Genomic DNA, 23,189 nt, shown 5'->3' with positions numbered 1-23,189 from the left:
ATTACGACAAAGCATTTAGCTGGCGGCTCCGCTTCGCCCAGAAGGCGTAAGCAGGCAGACCAGTAGCAATAACGATGACGGCGCAGATAAGGCCGGGAATAGGTGCCCAGACAAAAGTTGAGGCAACCAGAATGAGGCTTGATGCAATGGCGAGGGTAGTCATCAGCCCGAAAGCCGGAGTACGCCACAGCGGTTTGTAATCGTCGCGTTTACGACACCAGATGATGGAGCCGAAGGTGAGGGTGTTTTTGAAACACATCACCAGCGTGAAGTAGCCCAGCAGGCTGGTGAGATCGGAAACGAAGATGAAGAAGATCCCAAGCGCCCCTTGCAGGATGATGGAAACATCTGGCGTGTTGTATTTCGGATGCACATGCCCGAAGCATTTGAAGAATAAATTGTCTTTCGCCATCGCGTATTCCAGGCGCGGCTGGTACATCACGCAACTGGAAAGCGAGCCGAGAATGACGATCATCGCCGTGACGGCAACGAAGATCCCGGCGGTGCTGCCGAGTGCGGGGATCCAGGTCAGGGCGTCGGAAATCGGCGTTTCAGAGTTGGCGAGTTTATCGAAGGGCATCAGCCCGGAAATCACCAGCGCCAGCAGGGTGTAAAGCACTAAAACCAGCAGGCAGGAGCCAATCAGCGCTCGCGGCATGGTTTTGCCGGGGTTTTTGATTTCACCAGTCATATAGCAGATGGAGGCCATGCCGGTATACGACCAACTGGTGGCAGAGATCCCCGCCAGTAGCGCCATAAAGCTGCCCGTCGCGCCAATCGAGGTGGTGGAAGGGGCGGTAAAATTCTCCGCTTTAAACCAGAAGATCCCAAGGCCAATGACGATAGTGAACGGGATAATTTTGGCGATGGTAATCAGCGTCTGAAACGCTGCGCCGCCTTCGACGGATCGCAGATGCAGCAGCATAAAGGCGATAATTAACCCGGCGGCGATAAATTTACCGAGCAGAGGATCGATAGGCGTTAAAAAGCCAAGATTGCTGACAATCGCCAGCGCCATGATTGACAGTGAAGGCGCATCGTTGGCCCAGAAGCTGGCCCAGCCGGAGAGAAAAGCCAGCGGTCGGCTACCGGCATTTTTTAAATAAACATAATCTGCGCCATTTTCCGGATAAGCGGTTGATAGCTCCGCATAGACGCACATTTGCGGGATCACAATTAACCCGCCGATGACAAAAGCGAGCACCGTCAGCCACGGCGTTCCCGCCGCTTTAGCGACTTCACCCACGGAGACGAAAATACCGGAGCCGACGGTTGTCCCGACGGCGATTGCAAGAACGGCCCAAAATCCGAGCTTGCGTTGGAGTTCCTGGCTTCCCATAGCGATACCTTTTTCTTGTCCAACACGTTGTAGGGGAGAGTTTGCAGTCATTTAAAAGGTAACATGACAATGCATGATGAATATAACAACATATAATGTTATGTGTTGTAGAGGAAGATCACAAAATTTTGCACAGGATCGTGTTGTGGCGGGAGTGAATGACTATCGCATTGAAATTAAAATGAAATTATTTTTACAGGCAGGGGGAAAGAAGGGCATAGAAACAAATACGCCCTCGGGGGATCCAGAGGGCGTCAGGCAATTAAACCGACATTAACCGATTTCTATTAAGAGATTACTGTGCAGTAGGACCGCAACCGCCAATGATTTTAGAAATAGAAATTGCCGGGTGCAGCAGGTAGTCGTAAGAGCAGTTCTTATCACGGTTTTCAATATGACCAGTACATGCAGTTAACGTAGCCAGTACTGCACCTACCAGTGCAACTTTAATAAATTTGTTCATTTTCATTCCCTATGTAAAATATATCGAGTAATATTCATTAATTATATGAATATAAGCAAACAGCTCGTTAGAGACAATACAGGAATATCTATTACACGTCAGTGAGTGGGCTATTAATATTTCGATTATATTTGTAAGCCCCTGTAACTGTAGGTGGTTATTAAAATAAGGAATTAGTTAAAAAGTTGTTTTATGTCTAATGAAGATAAAAATTAATATGGTGATTATTGTAAATAAAAAAAGGTCAGAAATATCTGACCTTAATTAAATTTGTTTAAATTAATGGTTTGAGAACCAGTTTAATTTATCGCGCAAACCAACAACCCGGCCAATAATAATTAATGATGGACTGTTCATTTGCTGCGCCAGATCGCCCAGCTGCGCGAGCGTACCGTCAATCACGCGTTGCGTTACCGCCGTCCCGTTTTCGACAATCGCCACTGGCATTTCGCCTGGCATTCCGTGTTCAATCAATTTTTGCTGAATGGTCGCAGCCTGATTTAGTCCCATATAGAATACCAGCGTCTGTTTTTCTGCTGCCAGGTTTTCCCAGTCCAGCTCACCACCGGTTTTTAAGTGTCCGGTAATTAAGCGTACGCTCTGAGCATAATCGCGATGCGTAAGTGGAATACCCGAATAAGCAGAGCAACCAGAAGCTGCAGTAATACCCGGAACTACCGAGAACGGAATACCCGCGTTGCACAGTGTTTCCAGCTCTTCGCCACCACGGCCAAAAATAAACGGATCGCCGCCTTTCAGACGCACCACGCGTTTGCCTTTTTGCGCTTCCCGCAGCAGGATCTGGTTAATCTCTTCCTGTGGTACGCAGTGGTATCCCGCGCGTTTACCGACGAAAACGCGGTCAGCATCGCGCCGTACCAGATTCATAATTTCGTCAGAAACCAGACGGTCGTAGACCACCACATCAGCCTGCTGAATTTGTTGCAGACCTTTCAGCGTCAGTAGCCCGGCATCGCCAGGGCCGGCGCCAACCAGCACCACTTCACCGCGATGGTCAAGCGGCTCGTTGATTAACTGTTCGGTCGTTTCAGTAATGGCTTTCTGATCGTTATTCGCCAGCGACTGCGCCAGGCGGTCATTAACGAACAGTTTTTCCCAGAAACGGCGACGCTCGCCCATTGTCGCGAACTGTTGTTTCACCCGACCGCGTAATTGCCCGGCGTATTTCGCTACCTGGCCCAGATGTAGCGGCAGCAGTGATTCGAGTTTTTCGCGCAGCAGTCGCGCCAGAACCGGCGAGGTGCCGCCAGAGGAGACCGCTACCATCAACGGTGAGCGGTCAATAATCGACGGCATAATGAAGCTGGCGGCTTTCGGCGCATCGACCACGTTACAGAAGATGCGGCGAGCTTCGGCGGCTTCGCTGACGCGCTGGTTAAGCGCGTCATCATCCGTCGCGGCAATCGCCAGCCAGCAGGGGTCGAGAAGGCTTTCATCAAATGGCCCTTCGACGAGGGTTAACATGCCAGCATCTGCCCATGCGGTGAACTGTGGAATAAACGCTAATGCATTCACCGTTAAGCGAGCGCCCGCGTCTAACAGCAACCTTGCTTTGCGTTCCGCAACATCACCACCGCCGACAATCAGACAGTCGCGATCGCGTAATTGGCAAAATATAGGCAAATGATCCACGTAAAAACCCCTTACTGATTAACCTGCAGCCGTTTCAGTTTGATTAAATTTGTCCGCAACCGGACGATTCGCTTTCGGCGTAGCATACCAATAACCCAATCCCATGAATACGGCGCCCGATAAAGTATTACCCAGCGTCACCCACAGCAGGTTATGCCCAATACCTGCCAGCGTATAGGCTTCGCTGTGGTTGCCGAACCAGGAGAGCGCGAACAGCGTCATGTTAGCGATGGAGTGCTCATAGCCAGACGCGATAAATGCCAGCAGACACCACCAGATAGCGATAAATTTCGCCGCCCCTTCAGTGCGCAGCGCCATCCAGATAGCCAGGCAAACCAGCCAGTTACACAATGCGCCTTTGAAGAACAGTACCATTGCCGGTGCAGTGGTTTTAGCCAGCGCGACGGAGTGAACGATGCTGGTATCTACCGGCAGCAGGCTACCGCCGCCCCAGCTATAAAGCATGGCAACGAAGACGGAACCGACCAGGTTGCCCAGCCAGGTTTGCGGCAGGATTGCCCACATTTGCCCGTGGCTGATAGTGCCCGCTTTCACCCCAAAGGTGAGGAACATGGTGTGTCCGGTGAACAGTTCAGAACCGGCGATAATCACCAGCGTTAAGGCGATACCAAAGGTCGCGCCCATCACCAGAGGACGTATGGACGGATCGAGCAAATTACCGAGCGTGAAAATCAGGATGATCCCAAGACCCACATACGCGCCCGCCATTGCGGAGCTGACCCAGAAGCCGAGCGGGTTATTTGCCGACAGGCGTGCAATGCGCGCAGCGTTAGCCGCACACTTATTAATAGTGTCTGTAAACATTTGATTATCCTTTAAAAAATAAAAACAAAAAATAAAACAAAAAGTTTAAAAAATGTCCTGCAATATACCGAAGGTCATTACAGGACAATGCAAAAAGGGGAGGCATTGCGCCTCCCGTTAAAACATTAACCGCGTAGCTGTACCACGCCGTCTTTCACTCGCGCTTCGTAATGCTTGACGGAAAACTGTTCGTCTTCCATGCACAAGCCGTCGCTTAAGCGAAAACGCTGTTTTTTCAGCGGGCTGGCTACCCACAGCTCGCCCTGGTGTTCCGCAATCAGCCCGCGTGACAGCACGCTGGATTCGAAGAACGGATCGATGTTGCTGATCGCAAACACCTGGTCGCTGTGATACGGGCGGAAAATTGCCACCTGCTCGTCACCTAACAGCGCGCAGACGCCGGTTTCAGGCAGGATGTCATCGATTTTGCAGATGTCTTTCCACTGGCTCATGCGTTGTCCTCCACCAGAGTTACCGGGATACGTTCATACGGCGTTGCCGGACGGTGCTGTTCGCGTTCTGGCACCATCTGCACGTTCGGGTCACGCTTGTCGCTGTTGATGAAGTGTTTGAAGCGAGTCTGCGCGGACGGTGTATTGACCGTTTCAGTCCACTCACACACTACCGCTTCACGCAGGCGCGCCATCTCTTCTTCCAGATGTGCGTTCAGCCCCAGTTTGTCGTCAATGATCACCGCTTTCAGGTAATCGATGCCGCCTTCAAGGTTTTCTAACCACGGCGCGGTACGCGTCAGTTTGTCGGCGGTACGGATGTAGAACATCATGAAGCGGTCAAGATATTTGATCAGCGTTTCGCGATCGATATCCGCCGCCAGCAGATCCGCATGACGCGGTTTCATGCCGCCGTTACCGCAAACGTACAGGTTCCAGCCTTTTTCGGTGGCGATGATACCCACGTCTTTACCCTGAGCTTCTGAACATTCACGGGTACAGCCAGAGACACCGAACTTCATTTTGTGCGGAGTACGGATGCCTTTGTAGCGGTTTTCCAGTTCCACGCCGAGACCCACGCTGTCGCCAACGCCGTAGCGGCACCAGGTGCTACCCACGCAGGTTTTCGCCATACGCAGTGCTTTCGCATAGGCATGACCGGTTTCGAAGCCGGCTTCAATCAGCTGACGCCAGATCTCCGGCAGATCGTCTTTCTGTGCGCCAAACATTGCCAGACGCTGGGAGCCAGTGATTTTGGTGTAGAGATTAAATTCACGCGCGATACGACCTACCGCCATCAGCCCTTCCGGGGTGATTTCACCGCCCGGAGAACGCGGGATCACCGAGTAGGTGCCGTCTTTCTGGATGTTAGCGAGGAAGTTATCGTTAGAATCCTGCAGCGGAGTATGTTCCGGTTTCAGAATGTATTCGTTCCAGCAGGAGGCCAGCAGCGAACCGACGGTCGGTTTACAAACTTCACAACCGTAGCCTTTGCCGTGTTTCGCCAGCAGTTCTTCGAAGGTTTTAATGCCTTCAACGCGGATCAAATGGAACAGTTCCTGACGCGAATAAGCAAAGTGTTCGCACAGGTTGTTGTTAACTTCGATACCCTGTTTCGCCAGTTCCGCATTCAGTACCTGAGTGACCAGCGGGATACAGCCGCCGCAGCCAGTACCGGCTTTGGTTTCGGCTTTCAGCGCCGCAACGGTGTGGCAGCCTTTGTTGATAGCAGCAATCAGGTCGCCTTTGGTGACGTCGAAGCAGGAGCAGATTTGTGCGCTGTCCGGCAGTTTATCTACACCGATAGATGGCTTACCGCTACCGGAGTGCGCTGGCAGGATCAGGGAATCTGGGTTTTCTGGCAGTTCGATAGCGTTCAACACCAGTTGCAGCAGGTTGCCGTAATCGCTGGTATCACCCACCAGTACCGCACCGAGCAGGGTTTTGTTGTCTTCGCTGACAACCAGGCGTTTGTAGATCTCTTTGCTTTCGTCGAGGTAAACATAGCTACGAGCGCCTGGTGTACGGCCATGCGCATCGCCAATACCGCCAACGTCCACGCCCAGCAGTTTCAGCTTGGCGCTAAGGTCAGCGCCTTCAAAGGCGTTTTCGCTACCGAGAATGTGGTCAACGGCGACCTGCGCCATTTTGTAGCCTGGTGCGACCAGACCAAAGACACGGTTGTTCCAGCTTGCGCATTCACCGATGGCGTAGATATCCGGATCGGAAGTCTGGCAGGAATCATTGATTACGATACCCCCGCGCGGAGCAACGTCCAGACCACACTGGGTTGCCAGCTTATCGCGCGGACGGATACCGGTAGAGAAGACGATAAAGTCAACTTCCAGCTCGCTACCGTCGGCAAAACGCATGGTTTTACGCGCTTCGACACCTTCCTGCACAATTTCAAGGGTGTTTTTGCTGGTGTGAACGCGCACGCCCATACTTTCGATTTTGCGACGCAGCTGCTCGCCGCCCATCTGATCAAGCTGTTCCGCCATCAGCATAGGGGCAAATTCGATAACGTGGGTTTCAATGCCTAAGTTTTTCAGCGCGCCAGCGGCTTCCAGACCTAACAGGCCACCGCCAACAACGGCACCGCGCTTGCTGCGACGGGCGCAGGATTCAATCGCGTTGAGGTCTTCAATGGTGCGATAGACAAAGCAATCCTGGGTATCAGAACCTTTGATCGGCGGGATCCACGGGTAGGAACCGGTCGCCATGATCAGCTTGTCATAATAAACGGTACGCCCGGCGCTGGAGTGAATCACCTTCTCCTGACGGTTGATGGTGATAGCGCGTTCGCCGACCAGAACTTTAATGCCGTGTTTCTCGTAAAAGCCTTCGCGCACCAGCGACAGCTCTTCGGCGGTGTGGTGAGAGAAGTAAGACGAGAGGTGTACGCGGTCATAAGCGATGCGCGGTTCTTCACAGAAAACGGTAATATCAAAGTTGGCCGCATCAGATTTATCAAGAAGATCTTCGATAAAGCGATGGCCGACCATACCGTTACCGATAATTGCGAGTCTGACTTTGCTCATTTTTGCCTCGATTTCTTTTCTATTACCGCCTACCTTAACGATTCAGCAACCCCACTTATTGATGCAAATCAAATTCACCTTTATATACTCCTTAAGAGGTATATTGCTGATTTGTATAAATATTCTTAAGTCACGGAATTGTCTGACATTTCATGTTTGTGCAAAAAACAGACAAAATAAAAGCATTTATAGAGATGAAGGCACGTTGCGGGAGATGAGAGGAAAAAGCCGGACGACAAAAGTGCCGCCCGGCATTGGCAATTAATGAGAGGTCAGGGTGTTGTGCTGACGGTGACGGCTGACAAAACCTAACAGGAAGCACATCACGAATACCACAGCGTACAGACCGTTTGCAGTGAGCAGTGCCGCCTGTGGACCGCTATGTTCTACGATCGGACCGGTAACCACAAAGGTCAGCATGGTGCCGATGGTTCCACAGGTGAGTACGAAGTTAACCAGTTTTGGCGATGGTACTTTTGTCTGCTGGGAACCCAGAGTGATGATGGTGGTATAGATTGCGCTGGAGAAGAAGCCCAGAGCAAGAATAGACCATGCCATATGCGCTGGTGTTCCGGTGTTAAAGACGTACATCAGAATCGCAGCCAGGCCTGCCAGCACGGTCAGAATACGTTGCAGGTCAAAGAAACGCAGAATAAAGCTGAACGCCCACATGCCGACCATGTACGACATCCAGAAGTTGCTTACCAGCGTACCCGCGTCGTTCAGGCTCATGCCCAGACCTTTGGCGTACTCTGGCACCCAGGAGATAAAACCTAGCTGACCGAGGATGTAGCACAGCGCAGCAATAGAGAGAAACAGCACGCCGATCCCCCACTTTTCTTTCGCTACCGGGGCGTCAGCTTTTGGCGCATGTTTGCCCAGCGCCGGGAACTCACAGCCGAAGGTCAGAATAAAAATAGCGACGTACACCAACCCGATGCAGGCATAAACCCAGTACCACTCAATGCTGCGCGCCAGCAGAAATGCGGCGATCATCGGGAAAATCATCCCGGCCATACTGAAGAAGGAGTCGGTAAACAGCAGACGGGAACCGCGCTGGCGCCCTTCATACATTTGCGTTACCAGGAATGTACCAATCGACATGGTGATACCGCTGACCACCCCAAGGATGAACATCGCCGCCGAGAACAGCGCCAGGCTGTGGCTGAACATCAAACCGGCAACCGCCAGCACCATCAGGAGAAAGCCAAAACGTAACTGCGTTTTCAACGGGACGATTTCCATCAGCCAGGCGTTGAGGAAGATAGAGATTAAAATGCCGGCGTTGAGGAAGGTGAAGGTATTACTCATACTGGAAACGGGCAGATTGAAATAATCGGCGATATTTCCCATCACCATCCCGGTGACAATAACCAACGCACCGGTCAGTGCGTAGGAAAGAAAGCTAATCCATGTGAGCTTGATGCGATTGCTGTTAGTCATGATTGGCCTGCGTTCAAAAGTAAAATGGCATAGCGGGCTATGCCGCGAGCGGGCGATTTTAGGTGATTTTGTGATCTGATTAAATATTTAATTGCAAACGGTTGCTAATTTGCAAACGTTAAAGTGATTCTGATCACGAAATAAAAGTGATCATCAGGTTACATATATTTCAAGTACGTAAAATTAGGTAAAGGAATGGCCTTGTCATTGAAGGCTATTTAGAATCTCTCCACTTGCTTTTTTTCTGCTCTGTTTGTTAAGGAAATCTCATGTTCAAATCGACCCTGGCGGCGATGGCTGCTGTTTTCGCTCTTTCTGCTCTCTCACCCGTAGCAATGGCAGCGAAAGGGGATCCGCACGTATTGTTAACAACCTCTGCTGGTAATATCGAACTGGAGCTGGATAGCCAGAAAGCGCCGGTATCAGTGCAAAACTTTGTCGATTATGTGAACAGTGGTTTTTATAACAACACCACCTTTCACCGCGTTATCCCTGGCTTTATGATTCAGGGCGGCGGATTTACCGAGCAGATGCAGCAGAAAAAACCAAACCCGCCAATCAAAAATGAAGCCGATAACGGCCTGCGCAATACGCGCGGCACTATTGCTATGGCGCGAACTGCGGACAAAGACAGCGCAACCAGTCAGTTCTTTATCAACGTAGCCGACAATGCCTTCCTTGACCACGGTCAGCGTGATTTCGGCTACGCCGTCTTTGGTAAAGTGGTGAAAGGTATGGACGTTGCCGATAAGATTTCCCAGGTGCCGACTCATGACGTTGGTCCATACCAGAATGTGCCGTCAAAGCCGGTCGTTATCCTTTCCGCTAAAGTCCTGCCGTAACGATTTCTCGCGCGGGCAAAATTGTCCGCGCATCTGCTCTTCCGGCGTAACCCGGATTTGCCGCTTATACTTGTGGCAAATGGACACGTTCAGGGAGGCATCCAGTGAAGAAACTCACCGATAAGCAAAAGTCCCGTCTCTGGGAGCTTCAGCGTAATCGTAATTTCCAGGCCAGTCGCCGTCTTGAAGGCGTCGAGATGCCATTAGTCACTCTTACTGCCGCTGAGGCTTTGGTGCGCCTTGAAGAGCTAAGGAGGCACTATGAGCGATAAATTCGGCGAAGGGCGCGACCCGTATCTCTATCCTGGCCTCGATATCATGCGTAATCGGCTGGATATCCGCCAACAGCAGCGGCTGGAGCAGGCGGCTTACGAAATGACGGCGCTGCGTGCCGCGACCATTGAGCTTGGTCCGTTGGTGCGTGGTTTACCGCATTTGCGCGCTATTCATCGCCAGCTGTATCAGGATATTTTCGACTGGGCGGGGCAACTGCGTGAAGTCGATATTTATCAGGGGGATACACCGTTCTGCCACTTTGCTTATATCGAAAAAGAGGGCAATGCCCTGATGCAGGCTCTGGAGGAAGAAGGTTATCTGGTCGGCCTTGAGAAAGCGAAGTTCGTCGAGCGACTGGCGCACTACTATTGTGAAATCAATGTCCTGCATCCATTCCGTGCGGGAAGTGGCCTGGCACAGCGGATCTTCTTCGAGCAACTGGCTATTCATGCGGGCTATCAACTGAGCTGGCAGGGTATCGAAAAAGAGACCTGGAATCAGGCAAATCAGAGCGGGGCTATGGGCGATCTCTCTGCGCTGCAGACGATATTTAGCAAAGTGGTAAGCGAAGCCGGGGAATCTGAGTAAAATAGCGCGGTTCTTTCGTACCGGAGCCGCCATGATCCTGCTTATTGATAACTACGATTCTTTCACCTGGAACCTCTACCAGTACTTTTGTGAACTGGGGGCGGATGTGCTGGTTAAGCGCAACGATGCGTTGACGCTGGCGGATATCGACGCCCTTAAACCGCAGAAAATTGTCATCTCACCTGGCCCCTGTACGCCCAATGAAGCCGGGATCTCCCTTGAGACTATTCGTCACTATGCCGGACGCTTGCCGATTCTTGGCGTCTGCCTCGGTCATCAGGCGATGGCGCAGGCTTTTGGCGGCAAAGTCGTGCGCGCCGCAAAGGTCATGCACGGCAAAACTTCACCGATTACGCATAACGGCCAGGGGGTATTTCGCGGTCTGGCAAATCCACTCACCGTGACGCGCTACCATTCGCTGGTGGTAGAACCTGACTCATTGCCAGCGTGCTTTGACGTGACTGCCTGGAGCGAAACCCGCGAGATTATGGGGATTCGCCATCGCCAGTGGGATCTTGAAGGTGTGCAGTTCCACCCGGAAAGCATTCTCAGCGAACAGGGGCATCAATTGCTGGCGAATTTCCTGCATCGCTGATTTCTGGTTGCTATCTAGTGATTTTTTATGCATATTTTGTGATTATAATTTCACATTGATTTATGCGTAACAGGGTGATCATGAGATGGCAACTGAACAAGCAGCAATTACACGCGCGACTTTCGATGAAGTGATCCTGCCGATTTATGCACCGGCAGAATTTATTCCGGTAAAAGGTCAGGGCAGCCGAGTCTGGGATCAGCAAGGCAAAGAGTACGTCGATTTCGCGGGTGGCATTGCGGTTACGGCATTAGGCCATTGCCATCCGGCGCTGGTGGAAGCGTTAAAAACCCAGGGGGAAACGCTATGGCATATCAGTAACGTTTTCACCAACGAACCGGCGCTGCGTCTTGGGCGTAAGCTGATCGAGGCAACCTTTGCCGAACGTGTGGTGTTTATGAACTCCGGGACGGAAGCCAACGAAACGGCCTTTAAACTGGCTCGGCATTACGCTTGCGTGCGCCATAGCCCGTTCAAAACCAAAATTATTGCCTTCCATAACGCCTTTCATGGACGCTCGCTGTTTACCGTCTCGGTAGGCGGGCAGCCGAAATATTCCGACGGCTTTGGGCCAAAACCGGCAGACATCATTCACGTTCCCTTTAACGATCTCCACGCAGTGAAAGCAGTGATGGATGATCACACCTGCGCGGTGGTGGTTGAGCCGATTCAGGGCGAGGGGGGCGTGACGGCGGCGACGCCAGCGTTTTTGCAGGGCTTGCGCGAACTGTGCGATCAGCATCAGGCATTGCTGGTATTTGATGAAGTGCAGTGTGGGATGGGGCGCACCGGCGATCTGTTTGCTTATATGCACTATGGCGTGACGCCGGATATTCTGACTTCCGCGAAAGCGTTAGGTGGTGGCTTTCCGATTAGCGCCATGCTGACTACGGCGGAGATTGCTTCTGCGTTTCATCCTGGTTCGCATGGTTCCACCTACGGCGGTAATCCGCTGGCCTGTGCAGTAGCTGGCGCGGCCTTTGATATCATCAATACCCCTGAAGTGCTGGAAGGCATTCAGGCGAAACGCCAGCGTTTTGTTGACCATTTGCAGAAGATAGATCAGCAGTTTGATGTGTTTAGCGATATTCGCGGTATGGGGTTGTTGATTGGTGCCGAGCTTAAGCCACAGTACAAAGGTCGGGCGCGCGATTTCCTTTATGCGGGCGCCGAGGCTGGCGTAATGGTGCTGAACGCCGGGACAGATGTGATGCGTTTTGCACCATCGCTGGTGGTGGAAGATGCGGATATCGATGAAGGGATGCAACGTTTTGCCCGCGCGGTGGCGAAGGTGGTTGGGGCGTAATAAGACGTGTCATCGTCGCATCAGGCAAAGCATGTCGGATGCGGCGTGAACGCCTAATCCGACCTACGGTTTGCTTCTGGCAATAATGATATTACGCCTTCGAATCCCGTAACTTCCGACTCAACCAAATCCCGTGATGCGGTCGCTGCCGCCAGGCCATCGCTGAAATGGTGTGCATTGTATTCAGATGACCAATAACGCGTTGTAAATGCTGCTCCAGCGTGCCAGACGCGCCTTCGTGTGGCAGCATCTCTGGCGAGTCTATGATATTGGCGTCACCAGAACTCCCCGGTTCATCATATTCCAGCCGCTGCTGACAGCGTTGAATAGCGATTTCACAAGACTGCAAATACTCCTGCGCCAGTTCCGGCGGCAATGCCCGGTGCTCCCGCGCCAGCGTAGTCATGGCATTAATATGCTCAACAATAAACTGACTATGCGTAACCCACAGTTTCATATCTGCCAGATAATGGCTGTTAAACGCCGGTTCCTGCATCGCCTGGTTCAATGAGTTATACAAGGTGTTATGCGCCTGATTAACCCGCATTCGTTGCCAGGCTAGTGGCGTAGGTTGCGGATCTTTACTGAGGATCAGACGAATGGCCTCCTGGTAAGTTTCTAAGGCATCATGGGCGTTCTTGCGCAATAAGCCGCTCTGCCACTGCGGCCACAGCCAAACTGTGCCGCCGAAGGCAATCAGACAACCGATGATAGTATCGATTAGACGGGGGATGATGTACTGCTCGCCATTCAGCCATAACAGTTGCAGGGTATATACAGCGGTAATGGTAAAACCGACCGTCGCCCAGCCGTAGTTTTTGCGCAATATCAGGTAACTGGCGAGCGTGGTGAAAAGCATCAGCGTCAGGGTGTAACCTTCAGGGATTTTAAAGTGCAGTGCAACACCTGCAATAATTAATCCAACCACGGTTCCGACAGAACGATTCACAATTCGCAGACGAGTCGCGCCATAACCATTTTGCGTCACCAGCAATACCGTCATTAGTATCCAATAGGATTTCGGCAGATGCAGCGCGGTGCCCATCAGGCTGGCAACGCTTAACATCACACTCAGTCGTCCTGCATTACGCAGTGCTGGCGATTTCAGGGAAAGATAGCTTTTCAGCGCCGGGAGTAACGGCATTCGTCGCTGTTTATCGGCCAGTAAGTCACGGGTATAGAGTGGTTTTTGCGTTCGCAGCACGCGGGCGATGCGGCTGAAATGCCAGTAGCAGAATTGCCCTACAGGGTTATCCGGATGCTGGCGGGCGATTTTTTCCAGTGCGCCAATTTGCTTATCCATCGTAAAACGCGTCGGCAGGCGATGGTAAAGAATGTCATCAGCCAGCACGCGCAGGCGAGTGGCGACGGTTTGCGCATTCCAGCGGATAACTTCCTCCGCATGGCTACGCTCGACCAGCTTTTGCACCTCTTCTGGCTGATGCAAACTGACCGAGATGTGTTCCTGTAAATCCAGCGCCTCCTGGAAAATGCGCAGCATCCGCTTGTAATCGGTATTATTTTGCGCGGAAAGCATATGCATTTGCTGATAGCACTGGGTAATTAAATCGACCGCTTTTTGCTGGCGTTCCAGCAGCGGTGGCAACGCTTTCTCAGGATCGGTGTGTTGGGTAAGCAGGCTGTATTTGGCTTCGCAATAATCTGCCAGTTCACGGTACAGCAGGCTAAGTGACTCGCGTAGCGGTTGTTCGCGCCAGAGCCAGAACCAAAACCAGTTAAACAGCCCATACCAGAGTGTACCCAACGCATAGATGAGCAACGGTTCCCAGACGGGCATGTATCCCGCCAGACTTAAGGTAAAAATAGCTGCCAGCAGCGATGCGGGAAGTAATTTTGCGTGTAATGGCCCTAACTCGGCAGTAACGCCAAGTATCAACGTTAACCCTGTCAGCAGAAATGGCAGGGGGATATCTTTTTCCAGCAGCAGTTGTGTTAGCAAGCTGCAGGTGGCAAACAGCGACGCACCAATAATTAAACGTTTGAAAAAGCGTTTATGGGGCGTATCAAGCCCCGCAATATTGCAACAGGCGGGGACGAGGGAAAAGAGCAGCCCAAGCCTTAATTCGCCAAGCAATAGACCAACGGCCACGGGCAAACATAGCACCAGCGTTTGTCGTAGTGCATAGTTGATATCAGGATGGTAAATCAGTCTGCGCCACATCGGGTTAAACAAAATGGCGCGCTACTCAGTAACGCGCCACTCCGACGGGATTAACGAGTGCCGTAAACGACGATGGTTTTACCGTGTGCGGAGATCAGGTTCTGATCTTCCAGCATCTTCAGAATGCGCCCCACGGTTTCACGAGAACAGCCGACAATCTGACCGATTTCCTGACGGGTAATTTTGATTTGCATACCGTCCGGGTGAGTCATGGCATCCGGTTGTTTTGCCAGGTTCAGCAGAGTCTGTGCAATGCGGCCTGTTACATCGAGGAATGCCAGGTTGCCCACTTTCTCTGAAGTGACTTGCAGGCGACGTGCCATCTGTGCGGAGAGACGCATCAGAATATCCGGGTTTACCTGAATTAATTGGCGGAATTTTTTGTAGGAAATTTCAGCCACTTCACAGGCGGTTTTCGCACGTACCCATGCGCTACGTTCCTGGCCTTCTTCAAACAGGCCCAGTTCGCCAATGAAATCACCCTGATTCAGATAAGAGAGGATCATTTCTTTACCCTCCTCGTCTTTGATCAGCACTGCCACAGAGCCTTTAACGATGTAGTACAGCGTTTCCGCTTTTTCACCCTGGTGAATAAGCGTGCTCTTGGATGGGTACTTATGAATGTGGCAATGAGACAAGAACCATTCGAGAGTCGGGTCTGTTTGCGGTTTGCCAAGCACCATGCGCGGTTATCCTCTGTTATAAGCTTTCTCCAGAGCCAGAAAACGCCGCTGTCTCTGGATTGCCGAAATGTGCTTCCCGCTACCTGGGAAGGGGCTATCAACTGAACTGCACGGTAATGTGACGTCCTTTACATACATGCAGTACATCAATGTATTACTGTAGCATCCTGACTGTTTTAGCATAGCTTTCGCGTTGTGTCTCCTGGTGTCTCGCTTCAGCATGACCCAGGTCGCCTTCCGTTGCGCGATTTGGTCAGTACGCGTACTCTGTCAGGAAAATTGACGCAATGGAGTTTCGATTATGCAAGCGCGTGTGAAGTGGGTCGAAGGGTTAACCTTTCTGGGCGAATCCGCCTCTGGTCACCAGATTTTAATGGACGGCAACTCAGGCGATAAAGCGCCAAGTCCGATGGAAATGGTGTTGATGGCGGCGGGTGGTTGCAGCGCCATTGATGTGGTTTCTATCCTGCAAAAAGGGCGTCAGGATGTGGTCGATTGTGAAGTAAAATTGACCTCTGAACGCCGCGAAGAGGCACCACGCCTGTTTACGCACATTAATCTGCATTTTATCGTCACCGGTCGCGACCTGAAGGATGCAGCGGTTGCGCGTGCGGTTGATCTCTCAGCCGAGAAGTATTGCTCAGTCGCGTTGATGCTGGAAAAAGCGGTAAATATTACTCACTCGTATGAAGTGGTTGCCGCGTGATTTAACTATCCCGTTGTGAAGCCGGAGAGTATTTTATCCGGCTTAATAGCAGAGTTACTCGATTTTCTTCCCTTCCATCAGTCGTTGCACCAGCGGCAGCATAATTAACTCCATTGCCAGACCCATTTTGCCGCCCGGCACCACTAATGTATTGATGTGGGAAATGAACGAGCCTTGCAGCATCGCCAACAGCCAGGGGAAATCGATTCCTTCCAGATTTCGAAAATGGATTACCACAAAGCTTTCATCCAGCGATGGGATGCCTTTTGCGGCGAAGGGGTTTGAGGTGTCAACGGTGGGGACGCGCTGGAAGTTAATGTGGGTGCGAGAAAACTGCGGTGTGATGTAGTTGATATAGTCTTCCATTGAGCGAACTACCGAGTCCATCACCGCTTCTCGCGAGTGCCCGCGCTCGCTGGTGTCGCGGATGAGTTTTTGAATCCACTCCAGGTTAACGATAGGCACTACACCAACCAGTAAATCCACATGCTGCGCGACGTTATGTTGTGGTGTGACCACGCCGCCGTGCAAACCTTCATAAAACAGCACATCGGTGGGTTCTGGCAGCGCCTGCCACGGGGTAAACGTACCTGGCACCTGATTCCACGGTACGGCTTCGTCGTAGGTATGCAGATATTTGCGAGATTTCCCTTTGCCGCTCAGGCCGTATTCAATGAAGGTTTGTTCCAGCAGGCCGAAGTCGTTAGCTTCGGGGCCGAAGTAACTGATATGCCGCCCGGCGTCGCGCGCTTTGCGGATCGCCATGTCCATTTCCGGGCGGGTGTAACGGTGAAAACTGTCGCCTTCTACCTCGGCTGAGCGCAGATTTAACTGCGCGAAGATTTTTCGAAACGCGAGGCTGGTAGTGGTGGTTCCCGCGCCGCTGGATCCTGTTACCGCAATGACCGGATGTTTGGCAGACATAGTAACTCCATGACTTAGCTATCATTATTATCTCGTCCGCCGACGGTTGCAGGTTATTCGCGAAACTGACTGCGCGGCATGATATTGACCGTTTCGTGCAGCTCCGACCATACCAGCACCGCTTCTCCGCACTGTAGCTGGCGTTTGACGTCGGCGACTTTCTGTTCAAGTGTACGCTCATGTTCACCATAATCGGTGCCTTCGCGTAACACAAAGCTTTCAATTAAATTTTCCAGCGTTTCGGGGGAGATGTCTTGCCACGGAATCAACATGATTTCGCCTCCAGATACGTTGATAACCAGTCAGGAATGCGTGACTCCAGCCACATTTGCGGATGAAGTAATGTACCGCCAATAAAGCCAACATGACCGCCATGTTCCGTCAGTTGATACTCCACCTGTGGTGGGAGATTTTCCGGTTGCGGGATCACCTGATGATCCATAAACGGATCATCTTTGGCGTGAATAATCAGCGTGGGTTTGGCGATCCGATTGAGCATCGGCATGGCGCTACACTGACGATAATAGTCGATAGCGTCGGCGTAGCCGTGAATTTTGGCGGTGATCAGATCGTCAAATTCGCGGATGCGGCGTACCGATTTCAACTGTGCGAGATTAATCGGCAGCGTTCCGGGGTAGGCCGCCAGTTTGCGCGCAGCATTGGCTTTTAACAAGTTCAGCAAGTAACGCTGATAAACGCGGGAGAAGCCTTTATCCATGTGATAACTACAGGCTTCCAGCATAAACGGTGCAGAGACAATCGCCGCCGCATCAATCGGGAGGTCATTGCCTTCTTTGGCCAGCAAACAGGCCAGCATATTACCGCCGAGCGAATAGCCGACGGCAGCCGTTGGCGCATGACCAAATTCGCGTTGCAGCCAGCGTAAAAACCAACTGGCATCTTCGGTTTCGCCCGAATGGTAAATGCGGTGCATCCGGTTTGGTTCACCGCTGCACCCGCGAAAATGCATCACCACGCCCAGCCAGCCGCGCTTTTGCGCCGCTTCGACCAGACCATGCGCATAAGGACTATTGAGGCTGCCTTCGAGACCGTGGAAGACCACCAGACGCGGTTTATGCTTCGCTTGTGTGGGGTCTTCACTCCACGCGAGATCGACAAAGTCGCCGTCGGGCAACTCCAGCCGCTGCCAGTGCGGGATGAATTTCACCTGACGACGAAACAGACGCGGCAGCATGGTTTGGAGATGACAATTGCTGAAACCGCGCATAGGGGTAAATTCAGCACTGCTGCTGAATACATTGGCATCGGTCGTCGTTATCTGCGCCATCAGTTGCTTTGGCCTTCCAGCAGCATCTGTTCCAGTTGCTCCTGGGCTTCCAGCCACGCCATTTCGCACTCTTCCAGGCCGGATTTGGCGCTGGCTTGCTGTTGCAGACAGGCGGTCAGCTCTGCTTTACGGCTCTGGTCATACAGCTCGCTGTCGCCAAGTTTCTCTTCCGCCTGCGCCAGTTGCGCGTTCAACTTCTCCATCTCTTTTTCCAGACGGGCGATCTCTTTACGCAGCGGCTGGGTTTGCGCACGCAACTCTGCTTCCCGACGCTTCTGATCTTTACGTGCCTGGGCGCTGTTAGCGTTCTCTTTTGGCGCTTCGTCGGCCTGGTTTTCCTGCTTTTGTACGTCGCTTAACCACTGTTGATAATCTTCCAGATCGCCGTCGAACGGTTCGACTTTACGATCGTGAACCAGATAGAGATCGTCAGTGGTGGAACGCAGCAAATGACGGTCGTGCGAGACGACAACCAGCGCGCCTTCAAACTCGATCAATGCTTCGGTGAGTGCCTGGCGCATGTCGAGGTCAAGGTGGTTGGTCGGTTCGTCGAGCAGCAGCAGATTCGGGCGCTGCCAGACAATTAAAGCCAGCACCAGGCGCGCTTTTTCGCCACCGGAGAAGCGGCGCGTTTCTTCCGTCACTTTATCGCCCTGGAAACCAAAACCGCCGAGATAGTCACGCAGTTTTTGCTCCAGTTCCTGCGGTGCTAAACGCGCCAGATGCTGAATAGGCGATTCGTCAGCGCGCAGGTATTCCAGTTGATGCTGGGCGAAGTAGCCGAGTTTGATCCCTTTCGCCAGGCCAATTTCTCCGCTGACTGGCGCAAGTTCACCGGCTAACAGTTTGATTAATGTCGATTTACCCGCGCCGTTTCGGCCTAACAGACCAATGCGCGAACCCGGCACCAGATTCAGTTTTATCGAGTCGAGAATAATGCGATCGCCATAGCCCGCACTGACTTTTTCCATCTTCAACAACGGATTAGGCAGGCTTTCCGGCGCGCGGAAGCTAAAGCGGAACGGGTTATCGACGTGCGCGGGGGCAATCAGCTCCATGCGCTCAAGCATCTTAATGCGGCTCTGTGCCTGCTTCGCTTTAGTGGCTTTGGCACGGAAACGGTCGATATAACTTTGCAGATGCGCTACACGTTCTTGTTGGCTTTCGTACATCGCCTGTTGCTGCGCCAGGCGGGTGGCGCGCTGCACTTCAAACGAGCTGTAGTTACCTGTGTACTCGAACATGCTTTGCTGTTCGATATGAATAATTTTATCGACGATCGGATCGAGGAAGTCGCGGTCGTGAGAGATCAGGATCAGCGTGCCCTGATAGCTCTTTAACCATTTTTCCAGCCAGATAACGGCATCGAGATCGAGGTGGTTAGTCGGTTCGTCGAGCAGCAGCAAGTCTGAACGGCAAATCAGCGCCTGGGCGAGGTTAAGACGCATACGCCAGCCACCGGAGAAATCACTCACCGGGCGCTCCAGTTGTTCGTTGCTGAAACCGAGGCCGTGCAGCAGGCTGGCGGCGCGGGAGCGAATACTCCACGCGTCGATAGCATCCAGCTTGCCATGAATGGTGGCGATGGCGTGCCCGTCGTTACGTTCGTTGGCGTCGTGCAACTGCGCTTCCAGTTGACGATATTCACGGTCGCCGTCAATGACATATTCCAGCGCCGCTTGCGGTAACGCCGGCGTTTCCTGATTCACCCACGCCAGTTGCCAGCTTCCCGGAAAGGTGTAGCTGCCGCCGTCGGCGCTGATTTCATTTTTCAGCAATGCCAGCAGGGTAGATTTACCACAGCCGTTTTTACCCACCAGGCCGACTTTCTGCCCAGGGTTGATGGTGGCGGTGGCATTATCCAGCAGGACGCGCACGCCGCGACGAATTTGTAACGAGGAGAAAACAATCATAAGGCGCCGTATGTTCAGACTATGTTAACTTATCATTATGATAATGTAATGTATGGGCGAGCTGCCGCACCGGGCGCAATGGTAGCCCAAAACAGCGACTATACACAAAAACCATACCGGGAGGGGGATGATGTCTCAGCCAGCGAAAGTTTTGCTGCTGTATGCCCATCCGGAATCTCAGGACTCGGTGGCAAACCGGGTACTGCTTAAACCGGCCACGCAGCTCAGCAATGTTACCGTGCACGACCTTTACGCGCACTATCCCGATTTTTTTATTGATATCCCCCGTGAGCAGGCATTACTGCGCGAGCACGAGGTGATTGTCTTTCAGCATCCTCTTTATACCTATAGCTGCCCGGCGCTACTGAAAGAGTGGCTGGACCGGGTATTAAGCCGTGGTTTTGCCAGCGGGCCGGGGGGAAACCAACTGGCGGGAAAGTACTGGCGTAGCGTGATCACCACTGGCGAGCCGGAAAGTGCTTACCGTTATGACGCGTTGAATCGCTACCCGATGAGCGATGTTCTGCGCCCCTTTGAACTGGCGGCGGGCATGTGCCGGATGCATTGGTTAAGCCCCATTATTATTTACTGGGCGAGACGGCAAAGCGCACAGGAGCTGGTAAGTCACGCCAGAGCCTACGGCGACTGGCTGGCAAATCCACTGCCCCCAGGAGGCCGCTGATGGAAGGTTCCGATTTTTTACTCGCGGGAGTGCTGTTTCTCTTCGCGGCGGTGGCTGCGGTGCCGCTGGCATCGCGGCTGGGTATTGGCGCTGTGTTGGGATATTTGCTGGCAGGGATTGCGATTGGCCCATGGGGGCTTGGGTTTATTAGCGACGTCGATGAGATCCTCCACTTTTCGGAACTCGGCGTGGTATTCCTGATGTTTATCATTGGGCTGGAGTTGAATCCCTCCAAGCTTTGGCAATTGCGACGCTCGATTTTTGGCGTAGGCGCGGCACAGGTACTGTTAAGCGCGGCGTTGCTGGCGGGATTATTGATGCTGACGGATTTCGCCTGGCAGGCGGCGGTGGTAGGTGGCATTGGTCTGGCGATGTCTTCAACCGCAATGGCGTTGCAACTGATGCGTGAGAAAGGGATGAATCGAAGCGAATCCGGGCAGCTCGGGTTTTCGGTTCTGCTATTTCAGGATCTGGCGGTGATCCCGGCGCTGGCGTTAGTGCCATTGTTGGCGGGTTCGGCAGACGAACATTTCGACTGGATGAAGATCGGCATGAAGGTGCTGGCATTTGTCGGTATGTTGATTGGTGGGCGCTATTTACTGCGCCCGGTATTCCGTTTTATTGCAGCTTCTGGCGTGCGGGAAGTGTTCACCGCCGCGACGCTGCTGCTGGTGCTGGGTTCCGCATTGTTTATGGATGCGCTGGGGCTGTCGATGGCGCTCGGTACGTTTATTGCGGGCGTGCTGCTGGCGGAAAGTGAATATCGCCATGAACTGGAAACGGCTATCGATCCGTTTAAAGGCTTGCTGCTCGGGCTATTTTTTATCTCCGTCGGGATGTCGCTAAACCTCGGGGTGCTTTATACCCATCTGTTGTGGGTAGTGATAAGCGTGGTCGTGCTGGTGGCGGTGAAAATTCTCGTGCTGTATCTGCTGGCGCGCCTGTATGGCGTGCGCAGTTCTGAGCGGATGCAGTTTGCTGGCGTGCTGAGCCAGGGCGGTGAATTTGCCTTTGTGCTCTTTTCTACCGCTTCTTCACAACGCTTATTCCAGGGCGACCAGATGGCGCTGTTACTGGTGACGGTGACGCTTTCCATGATGACCACGCCGCTGCTGATGAAGCTGGTGGATAAATGGCTATCCCGCCAGTTTAACGGAACGGAAGAAGAAGATGAAAAACCGTGGGTCAACGATGATAAACCCCAGGTCATTGTCGTGGGCTTCGGGCGTTTTGGTCAGGTGATTGGTCGTTTGCTGATGGCGAATAAAATGCGCATTACCGTGCTGGAGCGGGACATCAGCGCCGTGAACCTGATGCGCAAATATGGCTACAAAGTTTATTACGGCGACGCTACGCAGGTAGATCTTTTACGTTCTGCGGGTGCAGAGGCCGCTGAGTCTATCGTCATTACCTGTAACGAGCCGGAAGACACCATGAAGCTGGTGGAAATATGCCAGCAGCACTTCCCGCATTTGCATATTCTTGCGCGAGCGCGCGGACGTGTCGAAGCACATGAGTTATTACAAGCCGGGGTGACACAGTTTTCCCGTGAAACATTCTCCAGTGCGTTAGAGCTGGGGCGCAAGACGTTAGTGTCGCTAGGTATGCATCCACACCAGGCGCAGCGGGCGCAACTGCATTTTCGTCGCCTGGATATGCGAATGCTGCGGGAACTTATCCCGATGCACGCTGATACCGTACAAATTTCTCGCGCCAGGGAAGCCCGACGCGAACTGGAAGAGATTTTCCAGCGTGAAATGCAACAAGAACGACGCCAAATGGATGGCTGGGATGAATTTGAGTAGAGGGTGAAGATGGCAATCCGAAAACGTTTTATTGCTGGCGCGAAATGTCCAGCCTGTCAGGCGCAAGACTCAATGGCGATGTGGCGCGAAAATAATATTGATATTGTTGAATGTGTTAAGTGTGGGCATCAGATGCGTGAAGCCGATAAAGAAGCCCGCGATCACGTTCGCAAAGATGAGCAAGTGATTGGGATTTTTCATCCGGACTAGCGATATGCGCCGAGTTTTTTTAAGCTAGTGAGTACACGGCAGCAGAATTCCGATACAATCTGCGCCACTATTCTTCCCATGCTCAGGAGATATCATGAAAGTAGCAAAAGACCTGGTGGTCAGCCTGGCCTATCAGGTACGTACAGAAGACGGTGTGTTGGTTGATGAGTCTCCGGTGAGTGCGCCGCTGGACTACCTGCATGGTCACGGTTCCCTGATCTCTGGCCTGGAAACGGCGCTGGAAGGTCATGAAGTTGGCGACAAATTTGATGTAGCTGTTGGCGCGAACGACGCTTACGGCCAGTACGACGAAAACCTGGTGCAGCGCGTTCCTAAAGACGTATTTATGGGCGTTGATGAACTGCAGGTAGGTATGCGTTTCCTGGCTGAAACCGACCAGGGCCCGGTGCCGGTTGAGATCACTGCTGTTGAAGACGATCACGTCGTGGTTGATGGTAACCACATGCTGGCGGG

Annotated in this window: 23 protein-coding genes; 10 read left to right on the top strand and 13 right to left on the bottom strand. The window is 52.5% G+C overall.

The window, feature by feature from the left end; genetic code table 11:
- Position 1 precedes the first annotated feature (1 nt).
- The 7 genes from frlA to tsgA all read right to left on the bottom strand — a co-directional run bounded on the left by frlA (position 2) and on the right by tsgA (position 8,715).
- Positions 2-1,339 carry a fructoselysine/psicoselysine transporter gene (gene frlA / locus EQY_RS0106050; protein WP_000535516.1) on the bottom strand — a complete coding sequence of 446 codons (1,338 nt, stop codon included), beginning with the start codon at positions 1,337-1,339 and terminating at the stop codon, positions 2-4.
- A 295-nt stretch (positions 1,340-1,634) separates the two neighbouring features.
- Positions 1,635-1,802: a YhfL family protein gene (locus EQY_RS0106045; RefSeq protein WP_001031834.1), complete on the bottom strand. Its 168-nt coding sequence runs from the start codon at positions 1,800-1,802 to the stop codon at positions 1,635-1,637.
- Positions 1,803-2,081: 279 nt separating this feature from the next.
- Entirely contained in the window at positions 2,082-3,455 is a 1,374-nt protein-coding gene (cysG, locus tag EQY_RS0106040; RefSeq protein ID WP_000349843.1) for a siroheme synthase CysG, read from the bottom strand.
- Positions 3,456-3,473: 18 nt separating this feature from the next.
- Positions 3,474-4,280, bottom strand: a complete 807-nt coding sequence (gene nirC / locus EQY_RS0106035) for a nitrite transporter NirC (RefSeq protein WP_000493550.1) — start codon at positions 4,278-4,280, stop codon at positions 3,474-3,476.
- 125 nt (positions 4,281-4,405) lie between these two features.
- A complete protein-coding gene (gene nirD, locus EQY_RS0106030; RefSeq protein ID WP_000084764.1) occupies positions 4,406-4,732 on the bottom strand; it encodes a nitrite reductase small subunit NirD in 327 nt (108 codons plus the stop codon).
- The gene (gene nirB, locus EQY_RS0106025; protein WP_000049233.1) at positions 4,729-7,272 is read right to left on the bottom strand and encodes an NADPH-nitrite reductase large subunit; all 2,544 of its coding nucleotides are present in this window, start codon (positions 7,270-7,272) and stop codon (positions 4,729-4,731) included. The genes nirD and nirB overlap by 4 nt, the downstream gene beginning before the upstream one ends.
- A gap of 261 nt (positions 7,273-7,533) precedes the next feature.
- Positions 7,534-8,715 carry an MFS transporter TsgA gene (tsgA, locus tag EQY_RS0106020; RefSeq protein WP_000185241.1) on the bottom strand — a complete coding sequence of 394 codons (1,182 nt, stop codon included), beginning with the start codon at positions 8,713-8,715 and terminating at the stop codon, positions 7,534-7,536.
- A gap of 269 nt (positions 8,716-8,984) precedes the next feature.
- Here tsgA and ppiA point away from each other — a divergent pair, with 269 nt between their 5' ends.
- From ppiA to argD, 5 genes are all read left to right on the top strand, one after another.
- Positions 8,985-9,557 carry a peptidylprolyl isomerase A gene (ppiA, locus tag EQY_RS0106015; RefSeq protein ID WP_000477233.1) on the top strand — a complete coding sequence of 191 codons (573 nt, stop codon included), beginning with the start codon at positions 8,985-8,987 and terminating at the stop codon, positions 9,555-9,557.
- A 104-nt stretch (positions 9,558-9,661) separates the two neighbouring features.
- The gene (ficA, locus tag EQY_RS0106010; RefSeq protein WP_000736864.1) at positions 9,662-9,829 is read left to right on the top strand and encodes a FicA/YhfG family antitoxin; all 168 of its coding nucleotides are present in this window, start codon (positions 9,662-9,664) and stop codon (positions 9,827-9,829) included.
- Positions 9,819-10,421, top strand: a complete 603-nt coding sequence (locus tag EQY_RS0106005; protein WP_001280619.1) for a putative adenosine monophosphate-protein transferase Fic — start codon at positions 9,819-9,821, stop codon at positions 10,419-10,421. The genes ficA and EQY_RS0106005 overlap by 11 nt, the downstream gene beginning before the upstream one ends.
- A 31-nt stretch (positions 10,422-10,452) precedes the next feature.
- Complete coding sequence (gene pabA / locus EQY_RS0106000; RefSeq protein WP_000601866.1) at positions 10,453-11,016, top strand: aminodeoxychorismate synthase component 2; 564 nt, start codon at positions 10,453-10,455, stop codon at positions 11,014-11,016.
- An 85-nt stretch (positions 11,017-11,101) separates the two neighbouring features.
- The gene (gene argD / locus EQY_RS0105995) at positions 11,102-12,322 is read left to right on the top strand and encodes a bifunctional acetylornithine/succinyldiaminopimelate transaminase (protein WP_000190003.1); all 1,221 of its coding nucleotides are present in this window, start codon (positions 11,102-11,104) and stop codon (positions 12,320-12,322) included.
- Positions 12,323-12,413: 91 nt separating this feature from the next.
- On the opposite strand, the gene EQY_RS0105990 is transcribed toward argD, so the two are convergent.
- Together EQY_RS0105990 and crp are read right to left on the bottom strand one after the other, a co-directional pair.
- Positions 12,414-14,504 (bottom strand): YccS/YhfK family putative transporter, encoded by a 2,091-nt coding sequence (locus EQY_RS0105990; protein WP_000269296.1) that lies wholly within the window; start codon positions 14,502-14,504, stop codon positions 12,414-12,416.
- Positions 14,505-14,554: 50 nt separating this feature from the next.
- Positions 14,555-15,187, bottom strand: a complete 633-nt coding sequence (gene crp / locus EQY_RS0105985) for a cAMP-activated global transcriptional regulator CRP (protein WP_000242755.1) — start codon at positions 15,185-15,187, stop codon at positions 14,555-14,557.
- Positions 15,188-15,488: 301 nt separating this feature from the next.
- On the opposite strand from crp, the gene EQY_RS0105975 reads away from it, so the two are divergent.
- The gene (locus tag EQY_RS0105975) at positions 15,489-15,893 is read left to right on the top strand and encodes an OsmC family protein (protein ID WP_001148908.1); all 405 of its coding nucleotides are present in this window, start codon (positions 15,489-15,491) and stop codon (positions 15,891-15,893) included.
- Between the two features lie 54 nt (positions 15,894-15,947).
- Here the strand turns inward: EQY_RS0105975 and EQY_RS0105970 are convergent, their stop codons facing one another.
- The 4 genes from EQY_RS0105970 to EQY_RS0105955 are packed head-to-tail and all read right to left on the bottom strand — an operon-like array spanning position 15,948 to position 20,018.
- Positions 15,948-16,817, bottom strand: coding sequence for a phosphoribulokinase (locus EQY_RS0105970; RefSeq protein WP_001274699.1), 870 nt, complete (start codon positions 16,815-16,817; stop codon positions 15,948-15,950).
- Positions 16,818-16,870: 53 nt separating this feature from the next.
- A complete protein-coding gene (locus EQY_RS0105965) occupies positions 16,871-17,089 on the bottom strand; it encodes a YheU family protein (protein WP_000907080.1) in 219 nt (72 codons plus the stop codon).
- Complete coding sequence (locus tag EQY_RS0105960) at positions 17,083-18,105, bottom strand: hydrolase (protein WP_000057418.1); 1,023 nt, start codon at positions 18,103-18,105, stop codon at positions 17,083-17,085. Before EQY_RS0105960 ends, EQY_RS0105965 begins: the two co-directional genes overlap by 7 nt.
- Complete coding sequence (locus EQY_RS0105955; RefSeq protein WP_000634789.1) at positions 18,105-20,018, bottom strand: ABC transporter ATP-binding protein; 1,914 nt, start codon at positions 20,016-20,018, stop codon at positions 18,105-18,107. Before EQY_RS0105955 ends, EQY_RS0105960 begins: the two co-directional genes overlap by 1 nt.
- Before the next feature lie 130 nt (positions 20,019-20,148).
- Between EQY_RS0105955 and kefG the strand changes: the two genes are divergently transcribed.
- From kefG to slyD, 4 genes are all read left to right on the top strand, one after another.
- A complete protein-coding gene (kefG, locus tag EQY_RS0105950; RefSeq protein ID WP_024212435.1) occupies positions 20,149-20,700 on the top strand; it encodes a glutathione-regulated potassium-efflux system ancillary protein KefG in 552 nt (183 codons plus the stop codon).
- Positions 20,700-22,505 carry a glutathione-regulated potassium-efflux system protein KefB gene (kefB, locus tag EQY_RS0105945; protein ID WP_000399133.1) on the top strand — a complete coding sequence of 602 codons (1,806 nt, stop codon included), beginning with the start codon at positions 20,700-20,702 and terminating at the stop codon, positions 22,503-22,505. Before kefG ends, kefB begins: the two co-directional genes overlap by 1 nt.
- A gap of 9 nt (positions 22,506-22,514) precedes the next feature.
- On the top strand, positions 22,515-22,715 hold the full coding sequence (locus tag EQY_RS0105940) for a YheV family putative zinc ribbon protein (RefSeq protein ID WP_001007730.1): 201 nt from the start codon (positions 22,515-22,517) through the stop codon (positions 22,713-22,715).
- Positions 22,716-22,809: 94 nt separating this feature from the next.
- The coding region (slyD, locus tag EQY_RS0105935) for a peptidylprolyl isomerase (protein WP_000861329.1) at positions 22,810-23,189 on the top strand (380 nt) is incomplete at its 3' end.

The sequence above is a fragment of the Escherichia sp. TW14182 genome (assembly GCF_000208525.1).
Classification (GTDB): Bacteria; Pseudomonadota; Gammaproteobacteria; order Enterobacterales; family Enterobacteriaceae; genus Escherichia; species Escherichia ruysiae.
The sequence above is the reverse complement of the archived record's forward strand: the minus strand, read 5'-3'. Positions and strand labels throughout refer to the sequence as shown.

What these genes read in the sequence shown, in the direction of transcription:
- frlA (WP_000535516.1), bottom strand. Translation starts at nt 1,339, where the DNA reads ATGGGAAGCCAGGAACTCCAACGCAAGCTCGGATTTTGGGCCGTTCTT.
- EQY_RS0106045 (WP_001031834.1), bottom strand. Translation starts at nt 1,802, where the DNA reads ATGAACAAATTTATTAAAGTTGCACTGGTAGGTGCAGTACTGGCTACG.
- nirC (WP_000493550.1), bottom strand. Translation starts at nt 4,280, where the DNA reads ATGTTTACAGACACTATTAATAAGTGTGCGGCTAACGCTGCGCGCATT.
- nirD (WP_000084764.1), bottom strand. Translation starts at nt 4,732, where the DNA reads ATGAGCCAGTGGAAAGACATCTGCAAAATCGATGACATCCTGCCTGAA.
- nirB (WP_000049233.1), bottom strand. Translation starts at nt 7,272, where the DNA reads ATGAGCAAAGTCAGACTCGCAATTATCGGTAACGGTATGGTCGGCCAT.
- tsgA (WP_000185241.1), bottom strand. Translation starts at nt 8,715, where the DNA reads ATGACTAACAGCAATCGCATCAAGCTCACATGGATTAGCTTTCTTTCC.
- ppiA (WP_000477233.1), top strand. Translation starts at nt 8,985, where the DNA reads ATGTTCAAATCGACCCTGGCGGCGATGGCTGCTGTTTTCGCTCTTTCT.
- EQY_RS0106005 (WP_001280619.1), top strand. Translation starts at nt 9,819, where the DNA reads ATGAGCGATAAATTCGGCGAAGGGCGCGACCCGTATCTCTATCCTGGC.
- pabA (WP_000601866.1), top strand. Translation starts at nt 10,453, where the DNA reads ATGATCCTGCTTATTGATAACTACGATTCTTTCACCTGGAACCTCTAC.
- argD (WP_000190003.1), top strand. Translation starts at nt 11,102, where the DNA reads ATGGCAACTGAACAAGCAGCAATTACACGCGCGACTTTCGATGAAGTG.
- EQY_RS0105990 (WP_000269296.1), bottom strand. Translation starts at nt 14,504, where the DNA reads ATGTGGCGCAGACTGATTTACCATCCTGATATCAACTATGCACTACGA.
- crp (WP_000242755.1), bottom strand. Translation starts at nt 15,187, where the DNA reads ATGGTGCTTGGCAAACCGCAAACAGACCCGACTCTCGAATGGTTCTTG.
- EQY_RS0105975 (WP_001148908.1), top strand. Translation starts at nt 15,489, where the DNA reads ATGCAAGCGCGTGTGAAGTGGGTCGAAGGGTTAACCTTTCTGGGCGAA.
- EQY_RS0105970 (WP_001274699.1), bottom strand. Translation starts at nt 16,817, where the DNA reads ATGTCTGCCAAACATCCGGTCATTGCGGTAACAGGATCCAGCGGCGCG.
- EQY_RS0105965 (WP_000907080.1), bottom strand. Translation starts at nt 17,089, where the DNA reads ATGTTGATTCCGTGGCAAGACATCTCCCCCGAAACGCTGGAAAATTTA.
- EQY_RS0105960 (WP_000057418.1), bottom strand. Translation starts at nt 18,105, where the DNA reads ATGGCGCAGATAACGACGACCGATGCCAATGTATTCAGCAGCAGTGCT.
- EQY_RS0105955 (WP_000634789.1), bottom strand. Translation starts at nt 20,018, where the DNA reads ATGATTGTTTTCTCCTCGTTACAAATTCGTCGCGGCGTGCGCGTCCTG.
- kefG (WP_024212435.1), top strand. Translation starts at nt 20,149, where the DNA reads ATGTCTCAGCCAGCGAAAGTTTTGCTGCTGTATGCCCATCCGGAATCT.
- kefB (WP_000399133.1), top strand. Translation starts at nt 20,700, where the DNA reads ATGGAAGGTTCCGATTTTTTACTCGCGGGAGTGCTGTTTCTCTTCGCG.
- EQY_RS0105940 (WP_001007730.1), top strand. Translation starts at nt 22,515, where the DNA reads ATGGCAATCCGAAAACGTTTTATTGCTGGCGCGAAATGTCCAGCCTGT.